This is a genomic window from Streptomyces sp. NPDC058872, assembly GCF_042743065.1.
In the GTDB taxonomy this organism is placed as follows: domain Bacteria; phylum Actinomycetota; class Actinomycetes; order Streptomycetales; family Streptomycetaceae; genus Streptomyces.
The window spans coordinates 24,127-51,001 of sequence record NZ_JBHYMK010000057.1; the positions used below are offsets into that span (position 1 = coordinate 24,127).

Below are 26,875 nucleotides of genomic sequence, written 5' to 3' on the forward strand. Positions count from 1 at the left end.
TCACACCTGCACCATCAGGCGACTACAAAACGTCTCAAAACATTAAAAATATCTCTCACCGGAAGGTGCGGTGGCCTGTTCCCTACCAACAAGTGACGCTTGAGAAATGAAAGCTTGAAAAAATCCCAACCTTCTGGTTGGTTTTCTAATGGCTCGATGCGAGGAGAATCAGAGCCGCCTGACTCTATGAACTACGGAGGCAGCCGTGGCACGACAAGAGCGTGCAGTTCGCACCCGCCGCACGGTCTTGGAAGCCGCAGCCGCGGTCTTCGACGAGCGCGGTTACAAAGCAGCAACCATCGCCGACATCCTTGAACGGGCAGACGTCACCAAGGGCGCACTGTACTTCCACTTCGCATCCAAACGCGCACTCGCCCAAGGCATCCTGGACGAACAGTTCAGCCAAGCCGAAGTACCCCCACGCGAGTACCGCATGCAAGAACTCATCGACACCGGCATGCTCCTCGCACACCGCATGCGCCACGACCCCCTCCTCAGCGCCGGAGCCCGACTCTCACTCGGCCCCGACATGAAAGAAATCTTCGACGGCGGATCCCTCCCCGGCTGGATCCAGGTCACCGAGCAGCTCCTCACCCAGGCCAAGCAACAAGACGAGCTCCTCGCCCACATTGACCCCGCCACCACCGCTTGGACCCTCTCCGCCTGCTGGACCGGAGCGCAAATCTACTCACAAACCCTCAATAACCGAGAAGATCTCGAACGCCGCATCGCCGATATCTACCAGCACATCCTCCCCACCATCGTCACCCCCACCGTCCTCGCCCGCCTCGACCTCACCCCCACCCGCGGAACACACGTCTACGCCGAAATAACCACAAAGAGCGATCCCGGCCAACGCTCCGGCGCGACGTCACGCTGACCCAGAAGAAAGCCAAACCGCTCACTCGGGGCCTACGAAACCCGCTCCCCGCACCGCCCTTGATCGGCCTCACTTCCCCACCTTGAGCACCAGGGTTCGCCAGGAGCAACGAGCGCCGACGGCACTCGCACTCGAGCAATCGACCGGACACCCGTGAGGTTCTCGTCCGGGACGTAGCGGACGCGCGGGTCGCCGGAGCAGCCGCGGACGGTGTGCGACTGACGCTGGGGTCGGCGGAAGAAGCAGCCCGTCTCCACACCGAATTCGTCCTGGTCGCAGGCTCGGTGCGCTGGGGCAGGCTGTGCTCGAGGTTGGCGTTGAACGGAAGTACCGCCCCGGTCGGTCGTGCGGTTCCCGCCCAAGGGGGACCGTCCGCGGACCTCCGGGTCAGGGCGGAGATCCGCGGACGGCCGATCCGGGTCAGTAACGCGGAGCGTGGTGCTCGACGTACTCCTTCAGCCGGGCCAGGTCGTGCTGTCCGGCGCCATTGGTCCTTGCCCCGTAGGTGCGGTCGGCGGTCACTGGGGCCACGGTGATGTGGCCCCGGCCGAGCAGGGCGGTGGAGTCCGCGTCCCTGACGGTCTCGGTGCAGTCGCTGGCCGGCTCGTTGTCACAGATGCCGAACGTGATGTCGAAGAGGTCACCGTCCGACTCACCGGGCGTACGAGCCTCATACGCGTGCCAGACGACCTTCCCGTGTCCGATGCTCGCCCACACGGGGGACTTGGCCCTCCGCCCTGCGCTCACATCCGGGTAGTCGACCTTGAGCGCGAACCGGTCGGTGAACAGGCCGCGCTCGCGCAGCCCGCCGAGGAACCCGGCGGCGAAGCGCGCGTGGGCCCGGTAGTTGGCGACCGGGAAGTTGAACTGGCCCACGTCACCGGACGAGGAGAAGGCGACGGCGGGGACGCCCTCGTCGAGAGCCGCGAGCGCGCCTCCGACGGTGCCGGAGTCGTTGACCTGGGCACTGACGTTGGGGCCGGAATTGATCCCGGTGACGACCAGGTCGGGGTAGTCCTTCCAACCGACCTTGGCGGCGAGGCCACCGCGCAGTGCGAACTTGACGGTGTCCGTCGGGGTGGCGCTGGGCGAGTCCGGGCCGCAGGGCCCGGTGGCCAGGCACACGCCGTAGACGGGCGATCCGGAGGGAGTGCCGGAACAGTCGTTCTCGTATCCGGCGGGGAGCTGGGTGCGGCGGCGCAGGGAGAGCGTGCCGCCGTTGGTGACGGCCGTGCCCTTCCCGGACTGCACCTGCCACGGCGCGATGACGACGACATCGGCGCCGGCGCCACACAGGGCCTTGCGGAGCTCGTACAGGCCCAGGCCGTCGGAGTTGCTGGGCTTGACGGCCCTCATCGAGTCGTCGTTGGTGAGCAGGACGTGCAGCCCGGCAAGCGGGAGGGATCGATCGGACCGGAAGTGGTCCGCTGCCGGGACCGCCATGGAGGCCGCCGTGCCCGTGCAGGTCAGGGTGGCGGCCGTCATGAGGGTAAGGAGGGTGCGTCTGCGGCGCTGGTTGTTGGTCATGGCTGTGGTCCTTCTGTGCGGCTCGGCTGCTCGGGGGTGCTGTGGTGTGGGCGGGGGAAAGCGGGGGCTGTCAGCGGGACGGTTCGGGCGGCGCGTTCGAAGGTCTCGGGCATGACGGCGGGCTGTCCGAGGTGGAGGAGGAGCAATCGTCCGCAGGGGGCCTGCCGGAGCGGCCAGCGGGCGCCCCTGCGTGGGGGCCTGGGTCTCGGGTCTGCTCATGACGGCCTCCTTGGAGCGCGACGGAGCCCCGGTGCGGGGAGGGGAAGGACGGTCGCAGCACGGCAGGGCAGGGTGCCGTGAGCGCGACCACTCTTTGGTTACACGTGTCACTTCAAAGCTCCCCTTGTCTAACACCGGTGCGGCTTCCTGCCTAGGGGGCGAGCAGGGTTCGCCGAAAAGCCGCTGGAACGCGACTGACTGGGATCGCGCGCCATGGCGCCCTTCGTACCGAGCGACACCACAGGACGGTCGGATCGACGGGAGCGCACCGTTCTCTGCGAGTTCTCTGTGAAAACGCCCCCAGCACCGCCGGGGGCCTGGCTGCCCGTACCCGGTGATGCACGATGGTCGCCGGAAAACGGAGACGGGGAAGACGGAGCCCGAGCCGTGCCCGGAAGGCAGGAGAGAGCAATGTCCGGTGCAGGGGATGCAGACGTGCGCCACATCCTGGTGGTGGACGACGACGCGGCGATCCGCCGTTCGCTGGCCCGGGGGCTGAGATTGGGCGGCTTCTCCGTGGACCTCGCGGAAGACGGTCGGTGCGCCCTCGAGAAGGTGGCGTGCGACCCGCCGGACGCGCTCGTCCTGGACATATCCATGCCCGGCCCCAGCGGCATCGAGGTCTGCCGCACCCTTCGGGGGAAGGGCAACGACGTTCCGGTGCTCATGCTGTCCGCACGGGACGAGACCGCGGATCGGATCGCGGGGCTCCAGGCCGGGGCGGACGACTACCTCGTCAAGCCCTTCGCCCTCCAGGAGCTGTCCCTGCGACTGCGGGCCCTGCTGCGCCGCCGCCCCCCGGAGGTCTCCGGCCGGCTGCGAGCAGGCCCGCTGACGGTCGACCTCACCAGCCGTGAGGCGCTACTGGACGGCACCGTACTGCAACTCACCCGTCGGGAATTCGAGCTGCTCACCATGCTGGCGCGCAATGCCGGCCTGGTGCTCACCCGGGAGCAGCTCTTGGAGAGGGTCTGGGGGTACGACTTCGACGTTCGCACCGGGGTGGTGGACACCTTCGTCAGCTACTTGCGGCGCAAGTTGGAAGCGGATGGTCGGCCCCGGCTGATCCACACCGTGCGCGGTGTCGGCTTCGTCCTGCGCCCGGACGCCGGAAGCAGCGCCGTCGTCCCGGGGAGCGGGGCGACGGGCCGATGAGGTTTCCCGGCCGTGTGGGGCCGACCCGACGCATGCGGCTCTCCCTCCGCATCGCCCTCGCCGTGGGGACGGCCGTACCCCTCCTCGTCCTCAGTGCCGGTTGGCTGCTCGTACGCCTGGTGGCGAGCGACCTGCACACGCAGCAGGACACGCACCTGCGCCAGCGCGCCGTCGCCGTCTCGCGGAACGCCCGCGGGCTGCTCCAGGCCATCGCGGCGGATCGGTCACCGGCCGTGGAGAGGTCACGAGAACGCCGTCTGTACAACTCGGCGCTCGACGTCGGAATTCGGTTGATCGGCCCTGCCGGGACCGCTTCGGGCGGGCCCCAGCCCTCCGCATCGGTGCCGCTGCCGGAGGCCGCCCCCGAGCCGATCACCGTCCGTGACGGAGATGCCCGGTGGCGGGCCATGTCCGTGCGGATCACCGGGCTGTACGAGGGAGTGGACGGCACCCTGTGGCTCTTCTCGCCCGACACCGCGGGCGACGAGCAGCTCCGGTTGGTGCGTGCCCGGGTCCTCGGCGTGGCCGGGGTGACCGCCCCCCTTGCCGGTCTGCTCGCCGGCGTCCTGGTCACCCGTGCCACCCGCCCGCTCGAACGCCTGCAACAGCGCACCAGTGGGCTCGACCCCCGCTCGACCGCAACACGGTTGGAGCACACGCCCACCGGGGTCGTCGAGGTCGACGACCTGGCCCGCACGCTGCAAACGGTGCTCGCGCGCTACGACGAGCAGGCCGCCCGCACCGCCGAGGGGCTGGCCACTGCCAGGTCCTTCTCTGCGGCGGCCTCCCACGAGCTGCGCACCCCCTTGATGAGCATGCGGACCAACGTGGACATCCTCACTTCCCACCCGGACCTGCCTCCCGAGGAGAAGAACGAAGTCCTGGAGGACCTCACCCGGGAGCACGAGCGGTTGTTGGGGCTGTTGATGATGCTGCGTGAAATGGGGCGCGGTGATCTGGTGGAGACGGAGGCGTTCGGTCCGGTGGATCTGGGGGACGTCGTCGAAGCCTCGGTGGCGGATCTGCGGCGCAGACGGCCCGATGCCTCCATCGAGCTGGCCGGCGAAGCGGTACCCGCCCTGCACGGATGGGAACCGGGGCTGCGCACCGTCATCGACAACCTGCTGGCCAACGCCGTCCTTCATGGCCGGGAGGGGACGCAGCCCGCCCGGGTGGCCGTGGCCTTCGGTCCGGCAGCGGGGTCGCGCGGACGGCAGGAGGCGGTCCTCACGGTGGACGACCGGGGGCCGGGCATCCCGCACGACGCGCGGGAGGACGTCTTCGGGCGCTTCAACCGGGGGCCCGACAGTCCGGGCTCCGGCTTGGGGCTCACCCTGGTTGCCCAGCAGGTCGCCCTGCACCGGGGGCAGGTCCGCGTCCTGGACGGGCCGGGTGGCACGGGGACCCGCTTCGAAGTGCGGTTTCCCGTGGGCACGACGGAGCAGCAGGTGCTTGAGGAGCGTGCCGACGGACGCAGGGGGGTGCGCCGCAGAAGCTCCGCTGCTCGCGGAGCCGCTGGCTCTCCGGTGGCCGTGCGGACCGGCACCGGTGGTCCTGGCTTCGGGCCGGAGGCACCGCCACGGCGGGACTGGATGATCGAAACCGCCGCGCACCCCCGTCCTGGCGAGCGGTCCTCGGAGGACGGGCACCCACAAAGTTTCCACAAGGAAGGTTCCTAGTCTCCGGTGCGAGACGGGCAGTCCGGCCCGTTCAGGACCCTTCGTGGAGGATTTCCCATGCCAAGGTTCAAGAAGGCCGCCGTGTCGTTGGTCGTGCTCGGCTCCTTGCTCTCCGGAGCCGGGACCGCCGTGGCCGACGGTGGCTCTCCGTCCCGGGAGACCGGCCGTTCCGGCGACGGCGCGGAGGCCCTGTGCAAGCGCGTCCCCAAGATCGAGAAGCGTATCCAGCGGGCCCTGGAGCGGATGAGCGGCGATGCCGACGAGCGGGGGTCGCTGGCCCGCCTGGAGGGCCGGGTGGCCGCTGCCGAGGAGGCCGGTCACGCCGAGGTCCACACGCTTCTCGATCACCGGCTCACTGCGCGCAAGGCCCTCAGGACCACGCTTGAACAGCGCCAGAAGGATGTGGCCGCGGTCAAGGGTTGGTGCGAGGCGAACAAGAACGGCAGCCAGAACTGATGCGACCGTCTCGTCGAGGCCGGCGTGCCGCCCTGGTGGCGGCCACGCTGACCGCGCTCCTCCTCGGAGGCTGTGCCGGAGGGGCCGGTGACACGGACGGCCGGGCGCCGGAGGGCAAGGGCGGCGGGCCGGCGAACACCTCGGGCTCCGCAACCGTCCAGGACACCACCCGGTCCCCTGCCGTGAGTGGTTCCCCCGCGGGTCCCGCTCCGGTGGATCAGGAGGAACTCGCGCGGATGCAGGAGCTCTTGGACGGTGCCGAGTCCGTCGCGAACGACGCCGACGCCGACGCCGACTCGGACGGGTAGCCCCCCCGGACGGGAGACCGGGCTGGTCCGGGCGAAGCCACGGCTGTCGCCGGCCGGCCCGGACACGAGCCAGGCCGGGGCCGGGTGCCCCGCACCGGGCTCCGTGCCGGCCGGAGACGCCTCCACCGGCACAAGGGGCCCGGTGCGGGGCAATCCCGGCAAGCACCTCGGCGACCGCACGGGGTCATCAGGGTGGCCGGATGCTCCTGGCCCGATGGGAGCTGCGGCTCCTCCCGTCTCCGAGCAGTGTGTTTCCGTCATCGCCGCCCTGCAGCACCGCCCTTCCGTGCGACGGGCCGGCCGACCGGAGCACCGGGGTCCTCGGGCGGCTCCGGGGCCGGGCCCCGTCCATCGGACCGGTCCGGAGTGACGGTGCATCAGCACGGGGTGTTGGCGGTCTCGTTGCACGTCCGGCCGGAACGCCCCCTCGCGGCCGGAGGAGTTCAGGCGGTCCGGCGGACCGGCGAGCGCACCGGGACCGCTTCGGGAAGCAAGGTCCGCGCCGTGACGGATCGCACCTCGGCCGGGACGGACGACCCGTGCCCGACCGGACACCCCAGGCCGAATTCTGGTCTGGACCTGACAAGCAAGGCCCGTTAACGTGACGCGCAGCGTTTCTTGAGAGCGCTCTCACCGTTACGGCTCCCCACACCAGGAGGTCTCGTGCAACGCACCACTCCCCTGCGCGCCGCCGTCACCGCCCTGCTCCTCGGCCTTGCCCTCGGCGCCGCCCAGACCGGCGCCGCAAAAGCCTCCGAGATCCCGGAGGCAAGGGCCGGCCAGCCGTCCGCATCGGCCGGGCTGCTCGACGCCATGCGTCGGGACCTCGGCCTCACCGCTTCCCAGGCCGAAGAACGACTCCGCGCCGAAAAGACCGCCGCGGACATCGAGAAGGCCGCCAAAGAAGCCGTCGGCGGCGCATACGGCGGCTCCTGGTTCGAGCCTGCCACCGGCCGCCTCGTCGTCGCCGTGACCGACCGTGCGGAGGAGGCCGAGGTGCGGGCGCTGGGCGCGGACACGCGGCTGGTCCGGCACAGTGCCGCCTCTCTGGACCGGGCCAAGGCACGCCTGGACGGACTCGACGCACCCGCCGGTGTCGCCGGCTGGCACGTCGACCCCCGCGCCAACAGCCTCGTCGTCACCGTCGTACGGGGCGAGCGGGAGGCGCCCTCCGTGCGCGCCTTCGTCGATCGCGCCCGGGCCGGCGGCCCCGTGACCCTCGCCGAAACGGCCGAAGCGCCGCGCACGCACGCGGCGGGCACCGTCGGCGGCGACCCGTACTACACCGGCAACGTCCGCTGCTCGATCGGCTTCTCCGTGTACGGCGGCTTCGTGACCGCGGGGCACTGCGGACGCGCCGGAGACGCGGTGCGGGGCTGGGACGGATCGGCCATGGGAACCTTCCGGGGCTCCTCGTTCCCCGGCAACGACTACGCGTACGTGGGGATCCACAGCGGCTGGTGGACCGTACCGGTCGTGCTCGGTTGGGGAACCGTCCCGGACCGACTGGTGCGGGGCTCCGCCGAGGCGCCGGTGGGGGCGTCCATCTGCCGCTCCGGATCGACGACCCACTGGCACTGCGGCAGTGTCCTCGCCAAGAACGAGACCGTCAACTACAGCCAGGGCGCGGTTTACCAGATGACGAAGACCAGCGTCTGCGCAGAAGGCGGTGATTCCGGCGGCTCGTTCATCAGCGGCGACCAGGCGCAGGGGGTCACCTCCGGCGGTTGGGGCAACTGTTCCTCCGGCGGCCAGACGTGGTTCCAACCGATCAACGAGATCCTCGGTCGCTACGGTCTGACGCTGCACACCGCCTGAGCCCCTGCGACCGTCGCACGGCCTCGCCGCCGACGAGGGGAGCGAGGGGATTCGACGCCGGCACCGCGCCCCTGCACGACCTCGCGGTGCGGGCGCCCGGCAGTCCCGGGGCCGGGAACGGCTCGGCCCCGGGACTGCCGGACTGCACACGGCCGCGACCGTCCGCCGGAGAGCGTGCGGCCCGGGCCGCTTTCCCCGGGCAGGGCAACAGGCCCCCCGGGGAGGGCCGACAGGAGGGCTCAGCCCTCCTCGCGCAGGCCCCAGGGCGCCCCGTAGTCGGCGAGCAGGTCGAGGAACGGACGCGGCGGCAGGGCCTCCGGGCCGAGGACCCCGCTGGCCTTCCAGACACCGGCCGCGATCAACTCCAGGGCGATCACCGGATTGAGCGCGGTCTGCCAGACCACGGCCTGGGAACCGTACTCGCGCATCGACCACTCGTTGTCGACCACGTGGTACAGGTACACCTCGCGCTCCGTGCCGTCCTTGGTCCCCTTGACCCAGGTGCCCGCGCAGGTCTTGCCCTTCATGCGGTCGCCCAGGGTGGCCGGGTCGGGCAGACAGGCGGCGACCACGTCGCGCGGGGAGACCCGGACCGGTCCGTCGGCTCCCGGAACGGTGACCTTCGCCGTGGAGTCGAGCCCCAGCTGGTGCAGCGTCTTCAGCTTCGCGATGAAGTCGTCTCCGAGGCCGTACTTGAACGTCACCCGACGGGCATCGACCCAGCGGGGCATGAGGAGGACCTCCTCGTGCTCGACGTTCACGCACTCGACCGGGCCGATGCCCTCGGGGAAGTCGAAGACCTCCGGTTCGCTGAACGGCGCCGTGGTGAACCAGCCGCGCTCCTTCTCGTAGACGACGGGCGGGTTCAGGCATTCCTCGATGGTGGTCCAGATGCTGAAGGACGGGGCGAAGTCATGGCCCTCGACGGTGAGGTTCGCGCCGTCGCGGACTCCGAGCTCCTCGATCTCGTCGAAGAGCTCATCGGCGGCGTACCGCGCGAACACGTCGGACAGTCCCGGCTCCACGCCGATGCCCACCAGGGCCAGGCGGTCGGCGTCCTCCCACGCCTCGGCCAGGGCGAACTGCTCGTCACCGAGCTTGACTCCGCACTGCTCGTAGGGCGCGGCCGGGTGCGGCACGGAGAGCGACATCGCCATGTCCATGTAGTGCGTGCCCGCCGCGAGCGCGGCGTTGAACAACGGCATCACGAACCGGGGGTCGGTCGCGTTCAGCAGCACGTCGCAGTTCTCCTCGCTCAGGAGCCGGGACACCGCGGCCTCGTCCGAGGCGTCGAGGCGACGCGCGCTGAAGCGGCCGTCCGGGTCGTCGAGCGCGGCCACGGCCGCCTGCGCGCGGTCCGGGTCGTAGTCGGCGACGACCATGTGGGTCAGGAAGTCACGGCGGGCCGCGATACGGGTGACGGCGGTTCCGACGCCGCCCGCACCCACCAGAAGTACACGCATGTCACACACGCTTTCGTCGAGACGATCCGGGACGGAACCCGGGGACGGCTCGATGCAACAGGATGCGGTTGGTTAAGGTCTACGGCGTTGGCATAAGCGCTGAGGGAGCGGAGACGCGGTGCCGAAGAAGGTGGTTCCGGAGGCCGAGCGGCGCAGACGGCGGCCGACCCGACAGGGCACCGTGCTGTCGGAGCGCCTGATCGTGCAGACGGCCCTGCGGATGCTGCGCGAGCACGGCAGTGCCGGGCTGACCGCCCGCCGGCTCGGTGCCGCGCTCGGCGCCGATCCGAGCACCTTGTACCGGTACTTCCAGGGCCTGGACGGATTGACCCGGGCGATCGGCGAAGAGCTGATGGGACGGGCCCTGGACAGTTGGACGTCCACCGGGAATTGGCGTTCCGACCTCCGCGCCCTGGGCCTGGCCGTCCACGCCTCCTACCTCGCCCATCCGCAAGCCGCCCTGTTGACCGCCAGTCGCGTCACCGGCCGCCCCCGTGAGATCGAGGTGGACGAGACGATCCTGGGCATCCTGCGCGGTGCGGGGTTCAGCGACGTCGACGCCGTCGGCGTGTACCACGCCTTCATCGACCTGACGCTCGCGTTCGCCGCCCTGGACGCGGGCGCGCTGGCCGTCAAGGACGAGGTCAGGGAGGCGGACGAGGAGATGTGGACCTCCACCTACGCGCGATTGCCGCCCGAGACCCATCCGCACATCGCCGCCGTCGCGGGGCTACTGGCGGACCGCATGAACGACAGTGCGTACCCGGTCGTCCTGGACACCCTGCTCCACAGGGCAGAGGCGCGACTGGTCGACGCGCGCGAGCGCGTCGACGGGAAGTGACGGCGCCCGCCCGCGGAGCGGGGCGTCCTCGCCGTTGGTCGCCCGTCCCTGCCTCTCCGATCGCCGCCCGACCCCGCCGGGAGCGGGCATCAACTGCTGCCCCAGTCGGGGTGTAGCCGGATCTCGATGTCTTCGGAGGGGGGCTCGGGCACCGGTTCTGCAGTCACGCGGACGCCCAGCGGGCGCCCGCCGTCCGCCTCGACGAAGGACAGGGGCGGATGGCCTCCCTGGAGGTACTTGTCCCCCCACTGGATCAGCGACAGGAACACCGGCAGCAGGTCCTCCCCCGCCGCGGTCAGGCGGTATTCGTCACGAGCCCGCTTGCCGGGCTCCCGGTAGGGCGTGCGGATCACCACTCCCGCGGACTCCAGCTGCTTGAGCGCGCGCGAGAGTGCCGGTGCGGAGGTCCCGACCCTCGCCACGAAGTCTTCGAACCTGGTCGTTCCATAGAAGCACTCGCGCACGACCATGAAGACCGTACGGGTGCTCAGCAGGTCGAGCACCCGCCCCGCCGAGCAGCCGTCGCCGATCGACCAGGCGTCACGGTCACGGAGCCTCTCTTCGAACTTCATTGCCACCCACCCATTTTAACTAATGCTTGCGTTACTCAGCCATGCCGTGCTTGCATCTGACTAATGAGAGCGTTACCCAGCAAGGGGCTCCCCCAGGTGCCCCTGTCCCCGTCGCCCGCAAGCCGGACCCCACGAAGGAGCACCGAACCGCCATGCCACTGTGGACCATTCACCACACGCCGGGCGTCTTCTCCGACGAGGAGAAGCAGCGACTCGCCTCGGCCATCACGGATCACTACGCGAAGGTCGGCCTGCCCAGGTTCTACGTGATCACGCTCTTCCACGAGACCCGGCCGGAGGACTTCCACGTCGGAGGTCTCCCCACTCCACTCGGGGTCCGCATCAGCATCGACCACATCGCCCGGCACAATCCCGACGAGGAGGGAAGGCGGCGCACGGCCCGCTGGATCCGGCAGATGCTGCGACCCCACCTCGAACGGCACACCGCACTCCACTGGGAGTTCCACGTGGACGAGACCAGTGACGACCTCTGGATGATCAACGGACTGGTGCCCCCTCCGGGGGGCTCGACGGCCGAACGCCATTGGGCGGAAGAGAACCGGACGACCCCCTACTGAGCCCTCCCGGGGCCACTTCCTCGCAGTGGGGATCGTCTGAAGCCCGACCGACCGGCAGCGCGGACCTCGATGGCGCCGCTTCTCCACAGCAGGCGGAATCGAGGCGCGAGGGCCCCACGCCCCCTCCGTCCCGCCCCTCCGCCCTGCCCGCAGAACCCGACCCTGCACAATGACCCCCGTGGACGGCTCCTTCGCATCCTTCAGGCCCCGCCGGATCCCGCTCGGCGAGCATCCGCTCCTGGACACGGCCCTCGCCCTCGTCAACCGTGACCTCACGGCGACCTTGCCCGATCAAGAGCCCCTGCAATTGATGGGGCTGCCCTCGGACCACGCGGACGAGGCCGAGGCCGTCCACGTGGCCCTGGCCAACGGCCAATGGCACGGCAACTCCCTGATGCCGGAATCCGACGACGACCCCGCCCAGGCGCTGCGGGCCGTCGCCGACGCCGCGCAGGACACGATCACCGAGCTCCTCTGGCAGGCGTGGCCCCTGTGCGACGAGCACGACCTCGGCATGCACCCGTGCGAGGTGGACGGACGGCTCTCCTGGTGGTGCGCCGGCGACCGGCCGAGCGGCCCCGCCCACATCCGTGCGGCCGTGGGCGATCTCAGCGCCCCGGTCCGTCCGCGTCACCCCCGGGGCAAGCGGCAGCGCAACGGGAGGACTGCCGGACCGTGACCGGCGACGTGACCGACGACGTGACCGCCGGGCCCGACCTCGGGACAGCGTCTCGACGCCCCGATCATCGCTTGCCCCTCGGTTCGGCTGCGGGTTCCCATGACCGGCATGGCCGCCCGAGTGACCGGCATGACCGCCCGAGTGCACGATGGCGCGCTCCGGGGAGCGAACCCCCTCGGTCGCGGCCCGTACGCTTCCCGGGCGGGCCACACCCACATCGCCCCTGAGGAGACCCGAAGCAATGAACACGCCGAAGAACGCACCGTGTTCTCCGTTCACGGACGGGAAGGCGGACCGCTCACCCGTGCGGGTGGGCGCCCTCGTCCCCTTGTCGCCGCCGGGCTGGGTCGAAGCGGGTCGCCACCTGCTCGCAGGACTCGACCTGGCCGTCCGCGAGGCCAACGACGCCGGTGGAATCGGCGGCCGGCCGCTGGAACTGGTGGTCCGGGACACCGCGGCCGACCCGGAGCGGGCCGCGGCGGCCGTGGAAGAACTGACGGACCTGGGCGTGGCCGCCCTGGTGGGCGAGTACCACAGCGTCGTCGCACGTGCCGCTGCCACCCGGGCCGACGCCCTCGGCGTGCCGTTCCTCTGCTCGTCGGCCGTGCTCGACGCACTCACCGAGGGGACGACGGAGTGGGTCGCGCGCGTGGCTCCGGTCCAATCCCGCGGCTGGCGCCTCTACGCGGACTTCCTCCTCGCCTCGGGCCGGAAGCGGATCGCCCTGGCAACCCAACCGAGCGTCTACTGGGCCTCCGGTGCGCGTGTCCTCCGGGACCGACTCGCCGTCCACGGGGGAACCGTCGTGGAACTCGACGCCCATGCGCTCACCCCCGAAGCACTCTGTGACGCCCTCGTCGCGCACGAGGCGACGGCACTGCTCCTGCTCGTGGGCCATCCGGAACCGGCGGTGTCCCTCGTCAAGGCGGTGCGGAGTGACGGTCGACTGGCGGAACTCCTGATCGGCGCCCCTGCGGGACAACCCGAGTTCGCCGGATGGGTCGCCCGGCTGGGCGGGGCCGGCGCCGGGGTTCCGTTCCTTCGCTATCTGCCCGCGCACTTCGGCCCGCTCGCCGAGCACGTGGAGAAGCAACTCGAGGGCGACCTCGGCGAAGCGCCCTCCTTCGTCGCCTTCGAAGGCTGGGACACCGTCACCGTTCTCGTCGAGGCCCTGCGTTCCCACGGTACGGACCGGGCGGCGATCGCTGCGTCATGGCCGCACCTGCAGGTCGAGGGGACCCGCGGCCCGATCGGCTTCTCCCGCACGCCGGAGACCGGTGTCCGGCAGTGGACATGGGCGCCCGTCCAGATAGCCGATCGCGACCCTGCGGCACCCGGCCGCTTCCGGGTCCTCCACACGGACTGAGCACCCGCGTCACCAGCGGGGCCCGTGTAAAGGGCTGAGTGCTGGCGGCGTCAGCGCACGGCGGCCTCGGCGCGCGTCCCCGCGGCAGCCGACGGACCGGCCCCGGAGGCCGGAGAGGAACGCTTCCGAACGTCCCCCGGACCCGGCGTTGCGTCGACGGGGCGGGAAGACCCCCCGGAGATACCGTCGGCCCCATGGTTGCTGATCGCCGGGGATGGCTCCCGTGTCTGCTCGCCGGGGCCGTGTTCATCGTGGGCATGACCGGCACCACGCTGCCCACCCCCCTCTACCCGCTCTACCAGGACGAGTTCGGCTTCTCCGAACTGACCGTGACCGTCGTGTACGCCGTCTACGCCTTCGGCGTCATCGGGGCCCTGCTCCTCGCGGGCAACGCCTCCGACGCCGTCGGCAGAAGACCGACCTTGTACGGGGGCCTGGGGTTCGCCGCGGCGAGCGCCCTCTGCTTCCTGTTCGCCGACGGTCTCCCCTGGTTGTACGCGGGGCGGTTGCTGTCGGGCCTGTCGGCGGGTCTCTTCACCGGTGCCGCCACCGCGTACGTCATGGACCTCGCTCCGCCCGGCGGAGGGTCCCGGGCCACACTCGTGGCGACGGCCGCCAACATGGGCGGCCTGGGGTGCGGCCCCCTGCTCGCCGGGGTGCTCGCGGAGTACGCGCCCGAGCCGCTGCTGCTTCCGTTCGCCGTGCACCTCGCCCTGGTTGCCCTGTCGGCCGTCCTCCTCCTGGGGCTGCCGGAAACGGTGCGCGAACGGCAGCCGTGGGGCGCCGTGCGACCGCAGCGGCCGGCGCTGCCGATGCAGGTCCGACCGGTGTTCGTGCCGGCGGCGATCGCATCGTTCGCGGGATTCGCCCTGTTCGGCGTGTTCACCTCCATCAGCCCGGCCTTCCTCTCCCGTTCCCTGCAGGTGGACAGCCACGCGGTGAGCGGCCTCGTCGTCGCGCTCGCCTTCTTCGCCTCCATCGCAGGTCAGCTCGGAGTCAGCCGCTTCGGAGTGGCCCGGTCCCTACCGCTGGGCTGTGCGGTGCTCTTCGCCGGTCTCTCCTTCCTCGCGGGGGCACTCGTCGCCTCCCTGTTGGTCCTGGTGGTACTGGCTGCGGTCATCGGCGGAGTCGGGCAGGGACTCTCCTTCCGCGCGGCCTTGTCGGCCGTTGCCACGGGCGCACCGGTCGAGCAACGTGCGGCAGTGATCTCGGCCCTGTTCGTGGTCGCGTACACGGGCATCTCGATCCCCGTCATCGGAGTCGGCGCACTGTCCGAACCACTCGGCCTGGAAGAGGCCGGTCTGGTGTTCACCGGCTGCATGGTGTTGCTGGTCGCCTCGGCGACCGCGTACCTGCTCGGGCGGACGGGCCGGCGATGAGGAGCAGCGTGACGGAACGGGCGACGGGGAACCGCGCCCGTCCGGGTCCTGCCGGCCCCCTGCTCCAGCGGTGCGGACGATCGCTCCGTTCCCTTCTCGACCGGAGGGCTCCTCCTGAACCGGCCGCCGCGGCCCGTACCGGAGCACCGGGCCGCGGTGCGTCGCGGTGGGCGCACCGGACTTGCCGGATGGAATCGCTCCGGATCGTGAGCGGGCGGAGCCCTTGCTCACGACCGTCCTCTCGCACATGATCGTCGGGTTCCCGTTCGACTCCGGAAAGGCAATGGACCACCCATGCGCGTCAAAGCCCTCGACCACCTGGTGCTCAACGTGACCGACGTGGACAAGGCCCTGGAGTTCTACACCGGCCTGCTGGGGCTCGCACCCGAGCGGGTCGAGGAATGGCGGGCCGGCAAGGTGTCGTTCCCTTCCGTGCGCATAGACGGGAGCACCGTCATCGACCTCTTCTCCCGTCCGCGGGGCGAGTCCAACGTCGATCACATCTGTCTGGTCGTGGACCCGCTCGACTGGCAGGAGGTCATCGATTCCGGCAGCTTCGAGGTCCTCGAAGGCCCGGTGCCGCGCTGGGGCGCACGTGGCTCCGCCGAGTCGATCTACGTGCAGGACCCCGACGGCAATACGGTCGAGCTGCGTTGGTACCCGCAGGACGTCGAGGCCGGTTCCGGGGCTCCGCGCGCGAACGGGTGACGCACCCGCTAACGTACCCGTGAGTAGGGACGGGTGGGGTGTCGCACGGGGCGAGGGGAGCGGGTCATGGGCCGGCAGTGGAGCCTGGAGGAGAGCACGATCGTCGACGCACCGCCGGCGGCCGTCTACCGCCTGGTGTCGGACCTGCGGAACATGGGGCGGTGGAGCCCCGAGTGCCGGTCCGTGTGGGTGTTGCGGCCTCCCCTCCGCGCCGGCAGCCGGTTCATCGGGTTCAACCGGCGCGGCCCGTTCGTCTGGCCCACCCTCGGCCGTGTGACCCTGATGCGCACCAACAGCGAGTTCGTGTTCGACATCGGCGCCTTCGGGCTGCCGATCGCGCGCTGGGGCTACCGGTTCGAACCCGAGGGTGCGGGGACGCGGATCACCGAGTTCTGGCAGGACCTGCGGACCACCGGGCGCCGGGCCCGCGTCGCCGATTTCCTCGGAACCGTCTTCGCCGGGACGAACCCCACACGCCGGGTCGCCCTCAACCGGTCCGGAATGCGCACCACCCTCGAACGCATCGCACGGGCCGCGACCCCGACGTCCTGAGTGCGTTCCGCACCGCGTCGCGGGGTCGAACGGGGTGGTCCAGGGCGGGACACCGCTTGGGCGCCCGATCACCGCGGACGGGGCGGCACGACGGACTGCCCGCCACGGGCGACCGGTGTGCCCAGCCGGGCAGCCGATGACATGATGATCGTCACCGGTGGATTCCCTTCGGCGGCAGTCCCGTTGGCCCGACGGGGCCGTCCTCCTCCGATCCACCGCCCTGACCGTGATGTTCGTCGACGTCGAGGGAGAACACGTGCACGACAGGTCGCGGCAGAAAGCGGCGCGTCTCCCCGTGGACGCCGACGAGCGGGATCCGGTGCACCGCCCCGCCGCCTCCCTCCCCCTCGTGGGTCCCGGCGGCACGAAGGGACCCGAGCAGTGAGCCGGCAGACAGAAGCGACGGGGCCGCGGGGTGCGTCCGCACCACCGGCGCTGCCGACCTGGGCCACCTGGTGGCAGCGGCCGTTCCCCAACGCCAACACGCTCCTGCTGGCCGGAAGTCAACCGGCCCTGGTCGACTCCGGGTTCGTCAGTGACGCCGCGGACACCGTGGCCTGGGCCCGGGCGCACGCCGGACGCATCGACCTGGTCGTGAACACGCACTGGCACGCCGACCACGTCGGCGCGAACGCCCTCCTCCGGGCGGGCGGCGCCGCCGTGGCCGCCGGCGCTCCGGAGGCCGAGGCGATCTCACGCCGGGATCCGGGCTGCTGTGCGGCGGAGTACTTGGACCAACCCGTCACGCCGTACGACGTGGACGTACCGCTCGACGACGGACAGCTCCTCCGCCTCGGCGACCAGGACTGGGAGGTCGTCCGCACCCCCGGTCACACGCCCGGCCACCTGGCCCTGTGGCATCCGGAAGAACGTCTGCTCATGGTGGGCGACGCCCTGTCGGACCACGATGTCGGCTGGGTCAACCTCGCTGTCGACGGGCCCGGGGCTGCGAGCATCGCGCTCGCGTCCCTCCACCGCATGGCCGACCTCGATCCGCGCGTGATCCTCCCCTCCCACGGCCCGATCCCCACGGACCCCGGGGCCGCCCTCGCCGCCGCCCTCCGCCGGGGCCGGAGACTCGTCGACGACCCCGACGGGGCCGTCTGGTACGGCGCCCGTCGGATCTTCGCCTTCGCCCTGATGATCCGTGACGGCATGCCGGTGGACGAGGTGGAGCAGTACCTCCGTGCACGCGCATGGCTGACGGACGCCGCACGCTTGCTACGGCTCGCGCCCGAGGCCCTCGTCACCGAGTTGGTCACCACCATGTTGGCCAGCGGCGGGATCGTGCGGCGTGACGGTCGGCTGCGCGCAGCGGCGGGCCACACCCCCGTGGCGGCCGAGTCGCTGCGCGTGCCCTACCCGCGTGCGTGGCCGGTGTCAGAACCGCGCTGACGTGCGCGCGGTCGACACCGACTCCGGGCCCGCACGGGTCATCGGACGTCACACACGGGGTCGTCGATCGCGCTCACGGTGTAGGGGGGCAGGCCCGGCGGCTCGTCGAGCTGGCTGTTGACCACGTAGAGGCGGCAGTCGTGCCTCGCAAGGGTGGTCGGCAGGTCGAAGGGACCGTCGGTGAGGCGGTGGGTCACCGTCCCGGTGCGCAGCCCCTCGTCGAGTCGGGCGATGTAGACCCCCTGAGGAGCGCCGTAGTTGAGCACGGCGTACAGCGTCCGCCCGTGCAACACCATGCCGTCGGGGCCGAAGGACTCCTCCCCCAGGTCGAGGCGGCTGACCGCCCCATCGGTCGTGTCGATCCGCCAGACGGCCTCGGTGCCGTTCGACGCCACCAGGAGCGTGGTGCCCGTTTCATCGGCGACGATGCCGTTCAGGAGCCAGTACTGGGCGGGGAACTGCGGGAAGGCGGCGCGGATGTCGAGCCAGGGTTCGAAGGGCCCGAGTTCGGAGCCCTTGATTTCGGCCCGGTGGATGACGGGGTTGGCCCAGTCGGTCGCGTAGACCGCGTCCTTGGTCACGACCAGGTCGTTCAAACGGGGCGGACCGAGCGGTCCGCTGCGTGCCGTGCGGAGGGCGAGGAGCCGTCCGTGGCCGTCGTGGACGGTCAGGGTCGCGCCGCCCACGGAGAAGACGCGCCCGCGCCGGTCGGTGTGCACACCGAGCGTGCTGGTGCGGTGCTCGAGGCCGTGCGCGGGGAAGGGCTCCAGCTCCGGCCCGTCCACGCGGCCCCGGAACAGGGTGCCCCGCCCGTCCGAAGAGACGTACACGGTGCCGCCGGGAGTGATCGTGATCCCTTCGGGGAGCACTCCGGGAGCTCGGGAGACGACGTAGGCGTCGGGCAGGTCTCGTGCTGCGGCGGGAGCGGGAGCGCTCGCGAAGGCCGTGAGCAGGAGCGCGGCGGTGAGACGGACGGTTCGGGCGGTGGTGCGCTGCATCGGCACGGCCTCCGTGGGGATCGTCGGGTGAGGGGGACGAACAGGAGCGTGCGGTGTCATCGCGTCGGGCGCATGGCCTTTCATGTCTGGCTGAAAGGGTTCTCGCCCGCCCCTGGGGAAACGGGCCCGTCCGACCGATAATCGGCCGACATGATCCGCCTTCACTTCACGGCCGCCGACCTCCGCCGCATCACCCTCGCCCCAGCGGTCAACGCACTGGCGGAAGCCGCCCTCAGTCTGCGCCTGGGCATGGACCTGGACCGTGGTCCCGGGGGCCGCGGCACGGGTGTCGGGCTGCTGCACCGTCCACGGCCGGCCGCCCGCCAGTGGCACCGCTCCCTGCACGGAGGCCCCGGCCCCCGGGGCGGCGTGCTGGTCGAGTTGCTCGCCGAGGAGGGGTTCGTACCGGACTTCCTCCTTCAGCCGGCGGTGCACGACTTCGCCGGCGCACTGGACGCCGCGGCATCGACGCCCACCGAACGGTTCGCACGGGATCTCGGGATCCCGGAGGTTTCCGGTTGGAACGGCGGTCTGCACCGACCGGGCCGCTGGGCCCGCGAACTCGCCCAGGGTTCTCCCACTGCGTGCCGGGTGCTGCGCGAGGACGCCCGGCGCTACTTCGAGACGTCGGTGGAGCCGCTCTGGCCCCGCATCCGCCGGGACGCGCTCACGGATCGCGCGCTGCGGTCCGAGATGCTGCTGCGGGGCGGCGTGGACGCCTTGCTGACCACCCTGGGGACGACGTGGAGGTGGCAGCCCCCGACGCTGCACCTGCCCTCTGCGTCGACGTACGACATTCCGCTGTGCGGGCGGGGGCTGCTGCTCGTCCCCTCGTGGTTCGCGACCGGTCCGATGGTGATGTACCGGTCCGAGGAGCCGACCGTCCTCGTCTACCCCCTGCACGACGACGGCAGTGCGGTCCCGGCGGGCGGCGGCGATGACCGGCCGGATGCGCTCGCGGCGCTGTTGGGCCGCACCCGGGCCCGCGTGCTCGCGCTCCTGCGCTCCCCCGCCACCACCACCGCCCTCGCCGACCGGGCCTCCATCTCCCTCGCGGCAGCCAGCCAGCACGCGGGCGTGCTGCGGAGCGCGGGCCTGGTCGACACCGTCCGGACCGGCACGGCGGTGCTCCACAGCCTCACTCCCCTCGGCCGCTCCCTACTGGCCGGGCTCTGAGCGTTCCGGACCGCACGACGGGGACGTCGAACGGGTCGGAACCGCGGCGAGGCCAGGAGCAACGCACAGAGATCGCAGGGTGGTTACGGCCGACCCGCTGCACCGCGGCTCTGGCTCCGCGCGGAAAGGATCCGTCCCAGCGCCAGGACGCTCAGCCCGAACATCAGAACTCCGAGCGGAACGTGGAGGGACGGCACCCGGGCGATGCCCAGCACGACCTGTAGCGAGGCGAGGAGCAGGAAACCCGTCGCGTAGAGGATCTGACGGGGCGATCCGCCGCCGGGACGCCAGGCCAGGACGGCTGCCAGCACGTACAGCATGGAGGCCGCGTACATCACCCGCGCCCCCACGCCGTGCAGCGTCTCGCCGTAGGAGGAGGACAACAGGATTCCTGCCGTGACCGCTTGGCAGAAGAGGAAGAGGGTCTGCAAGGCGATCGCGACCTGGAGGAAGGTCCGGTTGCCGGTTCGAACTGCCGTGGTCCGTACGGTGGTGGCCATGAGGTGCTCCTTCTTCTGCCTCGCGGCGGTGGCTCAGTACTGTCTCTCCCGTCCGACGACGCAGCGCCGTGGAATGTGAGGCGGACGCCTGCGCGGTCGTCCGATGTGTCGCCCGACCGTGTCGTCCCGCCGGGGAAGCGGGAACGACGTCGGTCCGAGAAGCCCCGAAGAACCACCGAGGAACCCGGAGAACGAGCGCCACCATGAACAGCCTCAGCGAGTTCGTGCACGACCGGTCCGAGCCGGACCCGAGCAGGATCGTCGGCGAGCAGCGCCAACTGCTCAACCTCGGTTACCGGATGCTCGGTTCACTGGCCGAGGCGGAGGACGCCGTCCAGGAGACCTACGCCCGTTGGTACGCGATGACCCGGCAGCAGCGGGAGGCCGTCGCGTCGCCCGGGGCCTGGCTGACCACGGTGGCCAGCCGTGTCTGCCTGGACCTGCTCGGCTCGGCTCGGGCGCGACGCGAACGCTACGTCGGGGCATGGATACCGGAGCCGCTGCCCGACCGCACGGAATGGTCCAGCGTACGCGGCGCCGGCGATCGGTCCGATCCCGCCGATCGGGTCACCCTGGACGAGTCGGTGAGCATGGCGTTCCTCGTGGTGCTGGAGGCGATGACTCCCGCCGAGCGCGTGGTGTTCGTGCTGCACGACGTCTTCCGCTATCCCTTCGTCGAGATCGCCGAGATCGTCGGCCGGTCGTCCGCGGCCTGCCGACAGCTGGCGTCCTCGGCACGGCGGCGCATCCGCGCCGAAGCGGCTCCCCCCGTGTCGACGGTCGAACAGGCTTCCCTGGTGAGGGACTTCAAGGAGGCGTGGGAGGCGAAGGACATCAAGAGCCTCGTCGGCCTGCTGGATCCGGACGCCAGGATGACGGCCGACGGCGGAGGCATGGTCGGAACCGTGCTGCGGCCCGTCGAAGGCAGCGGGTCCATCGCCCAGTACATCACCCACATCGCCGACAAGGCCCCCGGGCTCAGGCTCCTGGAACGCTCGGTCAACGGCCTGCCCGGCCTGGTGGCCCAACACTCAGGCATCACGGTGACCGTGGCGGCGTTCCACCTCTCCGAGGGCCGCATCGACCGCATTTGGGCGGTCCGCAATCCGGAGAAGCTGCGCGCGTGGAAGGAGGACCGACCGCACTGAGGTCCTCCGGGTGACGCCGTCCCGAACCGGACGCCCACGCGGTGCCCTCGCTGTGACTGGTGGCGGGCGGCCGAACGCGATCGGGACGGCGGCGATCGGCGGGCCGGTCTTCACCCGGAAGGAACGTGCGGCTCACGTCCGGCGGGCGAGCTGCTCGCGGACCCAGGTGACATCGGGGTTGACGTGCGGCCGGCCCGCCACGACGACCGTCGGCACGGTTTCGTTGCCGTCGTTGGCCTCCCGCACCGCCGCCGCGCCGGCAGGGTCCCGCCAGATGTTGACCCAGTGCAGCTGATGGGCATCACGCCCCAGCCGGATGCGCAGGCTCAGGCAGTACCTGCACCCGGGACGCCAGAAGACGATCGGCCGTCCGTCCGCCTCGCTGCGGCGTCGCGCCTCCAGGACGCCGGTCGACCTCGGGAAGACCAGCGGCGAGTTCAGTACCGCGAGCAGCACGAAGAACAGCAGCACCACCACTGCTGCGGCTCGATCCCCCTTGAGGAACATCCCCGTGGCAACGAGAGCGCCGCACAGGGCGAACAGCATCGACGGGTTCCAGGCACGCATCATGGGGCAAGAGGCTACCGACGGCTGTGGTCCGCGCGCGGACCCGGTCCCTTCCGGGCCTTCACCGGTCCCCCGGGGACGAACCGACGTGATCCGCAGAAGCGTTCGGGCCGTGTGGCCACCGGGGCCGTCGCCACGTCGTTTCCGGGACGCCTGCCGTATGGGCGGCACCCGTTCCGGTGGAATGGCCGAACTCTTCGTAGACCAGATAGGTGCCTGAGGCATGTAGTGGAGGTGGCACCACCACCCTGACCGTCAACGAGCCCCAGCGAGGCCCCCGTGACGAAGGCCGAAGCCGTAGCAGAAGCCGCGACGCAAGCCGTGGCGTTCCCCCAGGACCGGACCTGCCCCTACCATCCGCCCATCGCGTACCCGCGCCCCCGGGAAGAAAGCCCTCTGTCACGGGTCACCCTGTGGGACGGGCGCCGGGTGTGGCTCGTCACCGGGCACGCAGTCGCCCGCACCTTGCTCGCGGACCAGCGGTTGTCCACCGATTCCACCCGGACCGACTTCCCCTTGCCGACGGAACGGGCCGTGGCCCTGCGCAGGCGACGGCGTGCGGCCCTGCTCGGCTGGGACGACCCCGAGCACCGTGCCCAGCGCCGGCTGCTGATCCCCAGCTTCACCCTCAAGCGCGCCGAATCGCTGCGGCCCCGCATCCAGGAGACGGTGGACCGGCTCTTGGACGCGATGGAGGCGCAGGGGCCGCCGGCCGAGCTGGTGAGCGCGTTCGCGCTGCCGGTGCCCTCGATCGTCATCTGCGACCTGCTCGGCGTGCCGTACGAGGACCACGACTTCTTCGAAGAGCAATCGCGCCGACTCCTCCGTGGTCCGACCGGCGCGGACACGGAGGACGCACTGGCACGGCTGGAGGGCTACCTCGGCCATCTGATCGACCGCAAGCGGTCTAAACCCGACGTCGGCGTCCTCGACGACCTGGTGGCACGGAGCGAGAACGGCGGCCCCGATCGGGCCGAACTGGTGCAGCTCGCCACGATCCTGCTGGTCGCGGGGCACGAGACGACCGCGAACATGATCTCGTTGGGCACGTTCACGCTCCTGCGGCACCCCGAGCGACTGGCCGAGCTGCGCGCGGATCCCGGGCTCGTTCCCGCCGCCGTGGAGGAGCTGCTGCGGTTCCTGTCCATCGCGGACGGACTGCTCCGGGTCGCCCGCGAGGACGTCGACGTCGCGGGGACGGTCATCCGAGCCGGCGAGGGCGTGGTGTTCTCGACCTCCGTCATCAACCGGGACGCCTCCGCCTACAGCGATCCGGACCACCTCGACTGGGAGCGGTCCTCCCGCCACCACGTCGCCTTCGGTTTCGGCATCCACCAGTGCCTCGGGCAGAACCTGGCCCGCGCGGAGCTGGAGATCGCCCTCGGGACCCTCGTGCGCCGGCTGCCCACGTTGAGGCTGGCCGCTCCCGCCGAGGAGATCCCCTTCAAACCGGGCGACACGATCCAGGGGATGCTCGAACTCCCCGTCACCTGGTGAGCCACCCGACAGGCCACCGGGCGAAAGGAACCCTTCACGTGCACGTCTCGATCGACCAGAACGTCTGCATCGGTGCGGGGCAGTGCGCCCTGACCTCGCCGGACGTCTTCGCCCAGGACGACGACGGCTTCGGCAGCGTCATCCCGGGACGGGAGACCGTCACCGCCCCCTTGGTCCGGGAAGCGGCACGCGCCTGTCCCGTACGAGCGATCACCGTCCAGGACCTCGCCGGCGAAGTACCGGGGTGAGGTTCTCCGGACGCACCGGACACCGTGCCCCCGCGGGTCGACGCAGCAGGTGGCACCGACCCGCGGGGGTACGGGGGAAAGCGCGGGGAAAGCGCAGGGGAAGGTGCGGGGGAGGCCCCGTCACCTTGGTCGCGGTCACGGCGTCCGGCATGGCAACGACGACCTGGACAGTTTTCCGCACGACCAGTACCGTCCCCTCCATCTATTCATTTAGTTGACTAATTGCGGGGATGAATATGAAGGCGTTCCGTCAGGCCGTCGAGGCGAATGACCACGAGGCGATCGAGGCGTTGCTCGCCCACGAGGTCGTCTTCACCAGCCCGGTGGCCTTCACGCCCTACACCGGCAAGGCCATCACGGCCGCCATCCTGCGAGGGGTGTCGCGCGTCTTCACCGACTTCCACTACGTACGGGAGATCACGAGCGAGGACGGGCGCGACCACGCACTCGTCTTCGAGGCGCGGGTCGGCGACCGCACCATCAACGGCTGCGACTTCCTCCACCTCGACGAGCAGGGCCTCATCGACGACTTCGCCGTCATGGTCCGCCCCCTCTCCGCGGCCCGGGCGCTGGCCGAGGCCATGGGATCCCAGTTCGACCGCATCGCGGCCGAGGCCTCCGGTGCCGTCGAGACGGCGGACTCCACACACCCCGAACCCTCATGAGCAGATCCGCCCCGTCCGGGCAGGTCGCCGGCAGGCGTCCGCACCGGACGTAGCGGGATGCACGGACGTCCCGGACGCCCCGAGCGCCGCCGGAACAGAATCAGTGCGTCCATTCCTTCAGGGCATCTGCGATGCGTCGCACGTCGGCGCGCCCGGCAAGGACCTCCTCGACGAGTTCGACGGCCTCCTTGGGCGTGACCCGGATCGGATGCCCGGAGGCGTGGAGGTAAGCGGCGGCCACGGTCATGCCGTACAGCTCGTTCGAATGCTCCAGGGCCGGGATCCGTACCAGTTGTTCCAGGAGGGCGGCGGCGCGGTGGTGCGGCTGGTCGTAGACCGGGGTGTCCATCACCCGGAACGCGTGCCGGGCACGAGCCGCTTCGAGTGAGCCCCAGTCGGAGATCTCGGGATCGCCCGGGATCTCGCGCTGGGCGATGTCGAGCAGGAAGGAGAGGTCGATCTGCAGGAACATGCCGAGCGCTCCGGATCAGGCGGCGTCGGCGCCGCGGCCGGCAGGGCCGCCGAAGCGGTCGGCGAAGACCTGGCCGTGCTCGGCGACGAACTGCCGCGCCCCCTCCAGGAAACGACTTCGCGTCAGGTCTGCGTCCAGCACCCTGCTCGCATACGCCTCGGCATCCACGCGCCTCTCGGCGGCGGCGCGCTCCAGCGCCTCGTACGCCTCGTCGCTGATCTCGATCCGGATCTCCCGTGCCATGCCACCACGGTAGCGGCACGTCCCCGGTACCGGGAGGCAAAGGGGCGAGCGAAGTCCTCCACCGGCTGCTCCCGCAGGGGGAACGGGGCGGGGTGGCCCGAGCAACCGAATCCCCGGTGCCCGTGACCGCCCATCAGCGCTCCGGTGGAGCGTTCACCAGCGGGCCGGGAGTCTCCCCCGCCGATCCGGGGCCCACGTCCCCGCCCCGCTTCCGGACCGGCCGGGGATGTGATCGGCTTCGACGGACACCCCAGCGAGGGAAGGACTCCCGTGCCCGACGAAGTGACGAGGTGGTTGGCCGATGCCGCACTGCCGTTGGCCGGCGTCCGCGCCGGTGGGCCCACTGTCGATCTTCAACCGCTGAAGGAGGTGCTCGCCGGAGTACGGGTCGTAGGCCTGGGCGAAGCCACCCACGGAACGAGCGAGTTCTTCCAGCTCAAGCACCGCCTCTTGGAGTTCTTGGTGACCGAGCTGGGCTTCAACGCCTTGGCCATGGAGGCCAGCGCTTCGGCCGGACCGGCCGTCGACGCGTACGTCCGTCACGGTGTCGGCGACGCCGCACGGGCCATCGCCGGGTTGGGGTTCTGGACGTGGCGGACCCACGAGGTGCTCGCCATGGTCGAGTGGATGCGTGCTCACAACCGCGGGAGGAGCGAGGAGCAGAAGGTGCGCTTCATCGGCATCGACCCACAGCGGTGCGGCAACTCCCTGGTGCTGATCGACTCCTTCTTGCAGGAGGCGGCCCCCGATCGGGTGGTGAAGCTCCTCCGCCCGCTCCGCGTGCTCGCCACGGCGCATCCGGGGTCACGGCCCGACCCCGAGCGACGCCTGGTGTGCCGGGCCCGAGAGCTGCTGGAGTTCCTCCGGGAACGTTTCCCCGATGCGGCCGAGGCGCTGGAGCACGCCGGCGTCCTGCTCCGGGCGGCCGATCTGGTCACCCGCGACAGGCACCAGGCAGCCCCGGAAGGGGCGCCCTTCGCCGTACGGGACCGGTACATGGCCGATGCCGTGGGCACGGTGCTCGACGAACCGTCGGCCAAGGTCGTCCTCTGGGCGCACAACGGGCACGTCTCCACGAGCCTCCGCGGAGGCGCACCCGCCTTGGGCCGGCACCTCCGTGTCCGTTGCGGCGCGACCTACTACGCGCTCGGCCTGCTGTTCGGCAGCGGTTCGTTCCGCGCCCGGCGCATGCGGTCCGGCCCGTGGCGCGCTCCCCGGGGAGGCCCCGTCGTCACACATCGGATCGGTCCCGCCCCCGCCGGCACCGTGGAGGCCCGACTCGGCGCGGCCCGCCCGGACGACCACTTCGTGGACCTGCGCGGTGCGGCCGCGGCACCGACGGCCGTACGGGAGTGGCTCGTCGGCAGCCACGGCACGCGGAGCTTCGGCGCCATGGCGCCGCGCTGGTCCTACCGACGGCAGGTGCGCCCGCTGTCACCGGCCGCTGCGTTCGACGGGCTCGCCTACGTCGCGCGGTCGTCCCCCTCCCTGCCGTTCCCCGCCTGAGCACGGAGCAGTACCGGAGGTGCGTTACCAGGACGCTTCTCGGGGAGGGCCCTACAAGATTGCGGGCTCCATGCGGGAAGAGGCCGTTCCCGTCGGGAAGGCGAAGGCCCCTTCCCGACGGCGGCGAATCGTCCCGGCCCTCACCCGGCCTCGATCGGAAACGCGTCGCGGGGCGGGGGCGGGCGGGGGGCGCCGGCGGGGCGCCCCCGCCGGGCCCCCCCGGGGGGGGCGCGGCGCCCCCGCCGGGCGCGGGGGCCGGGGGGGGGGGGGGGGGGGTGAC

At 71.1% G+C, this 26,875-nt stretch carries 29 protein-coding genes; 21 read left to right on the forward strand and 8 right to left on the reverse strand.

Annotated elements, in window-relative coordinates; translation table 11 throughout:
• Window positions 1-205 precede the first annotated feature (205 nt).
• The gene (locus ACFW22_RS28580) at window positions 206-880 is read left to right on the forward strand and encodes a ScbR family autoregulator-binding transcription factor (RefSeq protein WP_386409842.1); all 675 of its coding nucleotides are present in this window, start codon (window positions 206-208) and stop codon (window positions 878-880) included.
• Between the two features lie 420 nt (window positions 881-1,300).
• Here the strand turns inward: ACFW22_RS28580 and surE are convergent, their stop codons facing one another.
• Window positions 1,301-2,407 (reverse strand): 5'/3'-nucleotidase SurE, encoded by a 1,107-nt coding sequence (gene surE / locus ACFW22_RS28585; RefSeq protein WP_386409844.1) that lies wholly within the window; start codon window positions 2,405-2,407, stop codon window positions 1,301-1,303.
• Window positions 2,408-3,037: 630 nt separating this feature from the next.
• Between surE and ACFW22_RS28590 the strand changes: the two genes are divergently transcribed.
• The 5 genes from ACFW22_RS28590 (at window position 3,038) to ACFW22_RS28610 (ending at window position 8,042) form a co-directional block, all read left to right on the forward strand.
• Window positions 3,038-3,781 (forward strand): response regulator transcription factor, encoded by a 744-nt coding sequence (locus ACFW22_RS28590; protein ID WP_386409846.1) that lies wholly within the window; start codon window positions 3,038-3,040, stop codon window positions 3,779-3,781.
• Between the two features lie 14 nt (window positions 3,782-3,795).
• Window positions 3,796-5,460, forward strand: a complete 1,665-nt coding sequence (locus tag ACFW22_RS28595; protein WP_386409848.1) for a sensor histidine kinase — start codon at window positions 3,796-3,798, stop codon at window positions 5,458-5,460.
• Between the two features lie 57 nt (window positions 5,461-5,517).
• On the forward strand, window positions 5,518-5,916 hold the full coding sequence (locus ACFW22_RS28600; RefSeq protein WP_386409850.1) for a hypothetical protein: 399 nt from the start codon (window positions 5,518-5,520) through the stop codon (window positions 5,914-5,916).
• Window positions 5,916-6,224 carry a hypothetical protein gene (locus ACFW22_RS28605; RefSeq protein WP_386409852.1) on the forward strand — a complete coding sequence of 103 codons (309 nt, stop codon included), beginning with the start codon at window positions 5,916-5,918 and terminating at the stop codon, window positions 6,222-6,224. Before ACFW22_RS28600 ends, ACFW22_RS28605 begins: the two co-directional genes overlap by 1 nt.
• A 663-nt stretch (window positions 6,225-6,887) precedes the next feature.
• A complete protein-coding gene (locus ACFW22_RS28610) occupies window positions 6,888-8,042 on the forward strand; it encodes a S1 family peptidase (protein ID WP_386409854.1) in 1,155 nt (384 codons plus the stop codon).
• A 239-nt stretch (window positions 8,043-8,281) separates the two neighbouring features.
• On the opposite strand, the gene ACFW22_RS28615 is transcribed toward ACFW22_RS28610, so the two are convergent.
• The gene (locus ACFW22_RS28615; protein WP_386409856.1) at window positions 8,282-9,505 is read right to left on the reverse strand and encodes a saccharopine dehydrogenase family protein; all 1,224 of its coding nucleotides are present in this window, start codon (window positions 9,503-9,505) and stop codon (window positions 8,282-8,284) included.
• A gap of 118 nt (window positions 9,506-9,623) precedes the next feature.
• Here ACFW22_RS28615 and ACFW22_RS28620 point away from each other — a divergent pair, with 118 nt between their 5' ends.
• Window positions 9,624-10,346 carry a TetR/AcrR family transcriptional regulator gene (locus ACFW22_RS28620; RefSeq protein WP_386409858.1) on the forward strand — a complete coding sequence of 241 codons (723 nt, stop codon included), beginning with the start codon at window positions 9,624-9,626 and terminating at the stop codon, window positions 10,344-10,346.
• 89 nt (window positions 10,347-10,435) lie between these two features.
• Here ACFW22_RS28620 and ACFW22_RS28625 read toward each other — a convergent pair whose 3' ends face one another.
• Window positions 10,436-10,918, reverse strand: coding sequence for a winged helix-turn-helix transcriptional regulator (locus ACFW22_RS28625; RefSeq protein ID WP_386409898.1), 483 nt, complete (start codon window positions 10,916-10,918; stop codon window positions 10,436-10,438).
• 152 nt (window positions 10,919-11,070) lie between these two features.
• Between ACFW22_RS28625 and ACFW22_RS28630 the strand changes: the two genes are divergently transcribed.
• The 8 genes from ACFW22_RS28630 (at window position 11,071) to ACFW22_RS28665 (ending at window position 17,575) form a co-directional block, all read left to right on the forward strand.
• Window positions 11,071-11,496 (forward strand): tautomerase family protein, encoded by a 426-nt coding sequence (locus ACFW22_RS28630; protein WP_386409860.1) that lies wholly within the window; start codon window positions 11,071-11,073, stop codon window positions 11,494-11,496.
• A 169-nt stretch (window positions 11,497-11,665) separates the two neighbouring features.
• A complete protein-coding gene (locus ACFW22_RS28635) occupies window positions 11,666-12,175 on the forward strand; it encodes a hypothetical protein (RefSeq protein WP_386409862.1) in 510 nt (169 codons plus the stop codon).
• A gap of 241 nt (window positions 12,176-12,416) precedes the next feature.
• A complete protein-coding gene (locus ACFW22_RS28640) occupies window positions 12,417-13,541 on the forward strand; it encodes an ABC transporter substrate-binding protein (protein ID WP_386409864.1) in 1,125 nt (374 codons plus the stop codon).
• Between the two features lie 194 nt (window positions 13,542-13,735).
• Window positions 13,736-14,920 (forward strand): MFS transporter, encoded by a 1,185-nt coding sequence (locus ACFW22_RS28645; protein WP_386409866.1) that lies wholly within the window; start codon window positions 13,736-13,738, stop codon window positions 14,918-14,920.
• Window positions 14,921-15,214: 294 nt separating this feature from the next.
• Window positions 15,215-15,628, forward strand: coding sequence for a VOC family protein (locus ACFW22_RS28650; RefSeq protein WP_386409868.1), 414 nt, complete (start codon window positions 15,215-15,217; stop codon window positions 15,626-15,628).
• 66 nt (window positions 15,629-15,694) lie between these two features.
• Complete coding sequence (locus tag ACFW22_RS28655; protein WP_386409870.1) at window positions 15,695-16,180, forward strand: SRPBCC family protein; 486 nt, start codon at window positions 15,695-15,697, stop codon at window positions 16,178-16,180.
• 157 nt (window positions 16,181-16,337) lie between these two features.
• A complete protein-coding gene (locus tag ACFW22_RS28660; RefSeq protein ID WP_386409872.1) occupies window positions 16,338-16,565 on the forward strand; it encodes a hypothetical protein in 228 nt (75 codons plus the stop codon).
• The gene (locus ACFW22_RS28665) at window positions 16,562-17,575 is read left to right on the forward strand and encodes an MBL fold metallo-hydrolase (protein ID WP_386409874.1); all 1,014 of its coding nucleotides are present in this window, start codon (window positions 16,562-16,564) and stop codon (window positions 17,573-17,575) included. Before ACFW22_RS28660 ends, ACFW22_RS28665 begins: the two co-directional genes overlap by 4 nt.
• A gap of 38 nt (window positions 17,576-17,613) precedes the next feature.
• Here the strand turns inward: ACFW22_RS28665 and ACFW22_RS28670 are convergent, their stop codons facing one another.
• Window positions 17,614-18,573, reverse strand: coding sequence for a hypothetical protein (locus ACFW22_RS28670; RefSeq protein ID WP_386409876.1), 960 nt, complete (start codon window positions 18,571-18,573; stop codon window positions 17,614-17,616).
• Between the two features lie 150 nt (window positions 18,574-18,723).
• Here ACFW22_RS28670 and ACFW22_RS28675 point away from each other — a divergent pair, with 150 nt between their 5' ends.
• Entirely contained in the window at window positions 18,724-19,749 is a 1,026-nt protein-coding gene (locus tag ACFW22_RS28675) for an ArsR/SmtB family transcription factor (RefSeq protein ID WP_386409878.1), read from the forward strand.
• Window positions 19,750-19,832: 83 nt separating this feature from the next.
• Here ACFW22_RS28675 and ACFW22_RS28680 read toward each other — a convergent pair whose 3' ends face one another.
• Window positions 19,833-20,249 (reverse strand): hypothetical protein, encoded by a 417-nt coding sequence (locus tag ACFW22_RS28680; RefSeq protein WP_386409880.1) that lies wholly within the window; start codon window positions 20,247-20,249, stop codon window positions 19,833-19,835.
• Window positions 20,250-20,452: 203 nt separating this feature from the next.
• Here ACFW22_RS28680 and sigJ point away from each other — a divergent pair, with 203 nt between their 5' ends.
• Window positions 20,453-21,397 carry an RNA polymerase sigma factor SigJ gene (gene sigJ, locus ACFW22_RS28685; protein ID WP_386409882.1) on the forward strand — a complete coding sequence of 315 codons (945 nt, stop codon included), beginning with the start codon at window positions 20,453-20,455 and terminating at the stop codon, window positions 21,395-21,397.
• 132 nt (window positions 21,398-21,529) lie between these two features.
• On the opposite strand, the gene ACFW22_RS28690 is transcribed toward sigJ, so the two are convergent.
• Window positions 21,530-21,967, reverse strand: a complete 438-nt coding sequence (locus tag ACFW22_RS28690; RefSeq protein WP_386409884.1) for a glutaredoxin domain-containing protein — start codon at window positions 21,965-21,967, stop codon at window positions 21,530-21,532.
• A 276-nt stretch (window positions 21,968-22,243) separates the two neighbouring features.
• Here ACFW22_RS28690 and ACFW22_RS28695 point away from each other — a divergent pair, with 276 nt between their 5' ends.
• The 3 genes from ACFW22_RS28695 to ACFW22_RS28705 all read left to right on the forward strand — a co-directional run bounded on the left by ACFW22_RS28695 (window position 22,244) and on the right by ACFW22_RS28705 (window position 24,374).
• Window positions 22,244-23,461, forward strand: coding sequence for a cytochrome P450 (locus tag ACFW22_RS28695; protein WP_386409886.1), 1,218 nt, complete (start codon window positions 22,244-22,246; stop codon window positions 23,459-23,461).
• A 38-nt stretch (window positions 23,462-23,499) separates the two neighbouring features.
• Window positions 23,500-23,709 (forward strand): ferredoxin, encoded by a 210-nt coding sequence (locus ACFW22_RS28700; protein ID WP_386409888.1) that lies wholly within the window; start codon window positions 23,500-23,502, stop codon window positions 23,707-23,709.
• 236 nt (window positions 23,710-23,945) lie between these two features.
• Complete coding sequence (locus tag ACFW22_RS28705; protein WP_386409890.1) at window positions 23,946-24,374, forward strand: nuclear transport factor 2 family protein; 429 nt, start codon at window positions 23,946-23,948, stop codon at window positions 24,372-24,374.
• Window positions 24,375-24,474: 100 nt separating this feature from the next.
• On the opposite strand, the gene ACFW22_RS28710 is transcribed toward ACFW22_RS28705, so the two are convergent.
• Both ACFW22_RS28710 and ACFW22_RS28715 read right to left on the reverse strand, forming a co-directional pair.
• On the reverse strand, window positions 24,475-24,846 hold the full coding sequence (locus tag ACFW22_RS28710; RefSeq protein WP_386409892.1) for a fic family toxin-antitoxin system, toxin component: 372 nt from the start codon (window positions 24,844-24,846) through the stop codon (window positions 24,475-24,477).
• A gap of 15 nt (window positions 24,847-24,861) precedes the next feature.
• Complete coding sequence (locus ACFW22_RS28715) at window positions 24,862-25,089, reverse strand: hypothetical protein (protein WP_384887814.1); 228 nt, start codon at window positions 25,087-25,089, stop codon at window positions 24,862-24,864.
• A gap of 270 nt (window positions 25,090-25,359) precedes the next feature.
• Here ACFW22_RS28715 and ACFW22_RS28720 point away from each other — a divergent pair, with 270 nt between their 5' ends.
• Window positions 25,360-26,595: an erythromycin esterase family protein gene (locus ACFW22_RS28720; protein ID WP_386409894.1), complete on the forward strand. Its 1,236-nt coding sequence runs from the start codon at window positions 25,360-25,362 to the stop codon at window positions 26,593-26,595.
• Window positions 26,596-26,875 lie beyond the last annotated feature (280 nt).